The sequence below is a fragment of the Thermoflexus sp. genome (assembly GCF_042408365.1).
GTDB lineage: Bacteria > Chloroflexota > Anaerolineae > Thermoflexales > Thermoflexaceae > Thermoflexus.
In genome coordinates, this window is the sequence record NZ_JBHOQJ010000070.1 from 1 (window position 1) to 2,569 (window position 2,569).

Here is a 2,569-nt window from a genome sequence, read left to right on the forward strand (position 1 = left end):
CCGGGCGCCTTTGGCGCCCGGCTCCACCCTCAAGACCTTTAGGAGGGAATCGACCGCGTGACTCCTAAGGTGTTTTCAGATCCTGTCCGGAGGAACACACGATGCGGGTCCCGCTGCGCTGGCTGCAGGAACACGTGAAGGTGGATCTGTCGCCGGAGGAGCTGGCTGAGCGGTTGACCATGGCCGGCCTGGAGGTGACGGCCATCGAGCGGTTTGGGATCCCCGGCGCCCCCTTGGAATGGGACCGGGAGCGGATCGTCGTCGGGCAGATCCTCCGGGTCGATCGCCACCCGAACGCCGATCGTTTGCTGTTAGCCACCGTGGATTACGGCCGCGGGGAGCCGAAGGTCGTGGTGACCGGAGCCCCCAACCTCTTCCCGTTCCTGGAGCGCCCGCCGGAACGCCCGCTGAAAGTCGCCTTCGCCTTAGAGGGAGCAACTCTGTACGACGGCCACCAGCCCGGCTGGGTGAAGATGAGCCTCCAGGGAAGGACGATCCGAGGGATCTACTCCGACGCAATGGTCTGCTCGGAGAAGGAACTCGGGATCTCTGAAGATCACGAGGGGATCATCCTGTTGGATCCGGAGGCCCCCGTGGGGATGCCCCTCGCGGATTACCTGGGGGACGTCGTGCTGGATATCGACCTCACCCCCAACCTGGCCCACGCCTTCTCCATCATCGGGATCGCCCGGGAGGTGGCCGCCCTCACCGGCCGGCGCCTTCGCTATCCTTCCACAGAGGTCAAGGCCTTGGGCCCGACCATCCGCCGTCTGGTGGGGCTCCGCATCGAGGACCCAGAGGGCTGCCCACGCTACACGGCGATGGTGATCCAGGACGTGCGGGTCGGCCCCTCTCCATACTGGATGCAATGGCGGCTGCGGCTATGCGGGCTCCGCCCCATCAACAACATCGTGGACATCACCAACTACGTGATGTTGGAATGGGGCCAGCCGCTCCACGCTTTCGATTATGACCGGCTGGTGGAGCGCGCCGGGGGCCGTCGCCCAACGATCATCGTCCGCCGCGCCCGGCCCGGGGAGCGGATTCGCACCTTGGATGGGACGGATCGGGCGCTGGATCCGGAGGATCTGCTGATCTGCGATGAGGTGGGGCCCATCGCTATCGCAGGGGTGATGGGCGGGGCGGAAACGGAGGTCAGGGAGAACACCCGCGCGGTTCTCCTGGAGTCGGCGAATTTCGATTTCATCTCCATCCGCCGCACAGCGGCCCGCCACCGGATCCCCAGCGAGGCCAGCGCCCGCTTCGGCCGAGGGATCCATCCCGCCCTCACCGTCCCCGCCGCCCGGCGCGCGGCAGGCCTCATGCAACGGCTGGCGGAGGGCATGGTGGCCCAGGGCCTCGCCGACGCCTACGTTCGGAAGGCCCCCCGGGTCGTGATCCCCCTCTCCGTCGAGGCCGTGGAGCGCGTCTTGGGCTTCTCCATCCCACCCCGCCAGATCGAGCGGATCCTGCGCTCTTTGGAATTCCAGGCGAAGCCGATCTCCGATCGAAAACGACGGGCGCGCCGTCAGGGGGCGCGGACGGCCTGGCGGGTGACGGTGCCGGACCACCGGCTGGATTGCAGCCGGCCGGAGGACCTTATTGAGGAGATCGCCCGTATCTGGGGCTACGATCGGATCCCAGAGACCCGTCTCCAGGATCCGCTGCCGCCGCAGCGAGGGAACCCCGCCTGGATCTTTGAAGAACGGGTGCGGGATATCTTGGTTGCTTGTGGGCTCCAGGAGGTGATCACCTACGCCTTGATCCATCCAGACGATGAAGCCCGCCTGACCCCACCTGGAGCGGCGAACCCTTACACGGCCCTTGAGTACATCCGTCTGATCAACCCGATCAGCGAGGAACGGACCGTGCTCCGTCACACCTTGCTCCCTGGCCTGCTGCGCACCCTGGTGATGAACCTGCGTTTCCGGGAGCGGGTGGCGGTCTTCGAAGTGGGCAAAGTGTTCCTTCCCGTTCCCAACGCGTCGCTCCCAGAGGAGCCGCGGCGGGTAGGCCTCGCCCTCACCGGTCCGCGGGATCCCTCCTCGTGGCTGCCGGTGGACCGTGGGCTAATGGATTTCTTCGACCTGAAAGGCATCGTGGAAACCCTGCTGGAGCGGCTTCACATCCCCGATGTGGCGTTTGAGCGTGCAGAACACCCGACGCTGCTTCCGGGCCGCGGGGCAGAGGTGAAGGCTGGCGGCCGTCCCCTCGGGATCCTCGGGGAATTGCACCCGTTGGTGCGCCGAGCGTGGGAGCTCCCCGATCAGCCGGTGCTGGTAGCGGAGCTGGATCTGGAGGCCATGCAAGGGCTTGCTCCGCTGGCGCACCCGTTCGAGGCAGTGCCCCGGGTGCCCCCGGTGGTGGAGGATCTGGCCTTCATCGTCCCGGAGAACGTCCCGGCCGCAGCCCTGGCCGCGGTCCTCCGAGAGGCGGGCGCCCCGCTCGTCCGCGAAGTCCGGCTCTTCGATGTCTATCAAGGGGATCCGATCCCTCCAGGCCATCGGAGCCTGGCCTTTACCGTGTTCTACCAGGCGGAGGATCGCACCCTCACCGACCGCGAGGTCGC

1 protein-coding gene is annotated in these 2,569 nt (G+C 67.0%); it reads left to right on the forward strand.

From position 1 onward, the window contains the following. Positions 1 to 101: 101 nt before the first annotated feature. The coding region (gene pheT / locus ACFMO5_RS03115) for a phenylalanine--tRNA ligase subunit beta (RefSeq protein WP_376791307.1) at positions 102 to 2,569 on the forward strand (2,468 nt) is incomplete at its 3' end.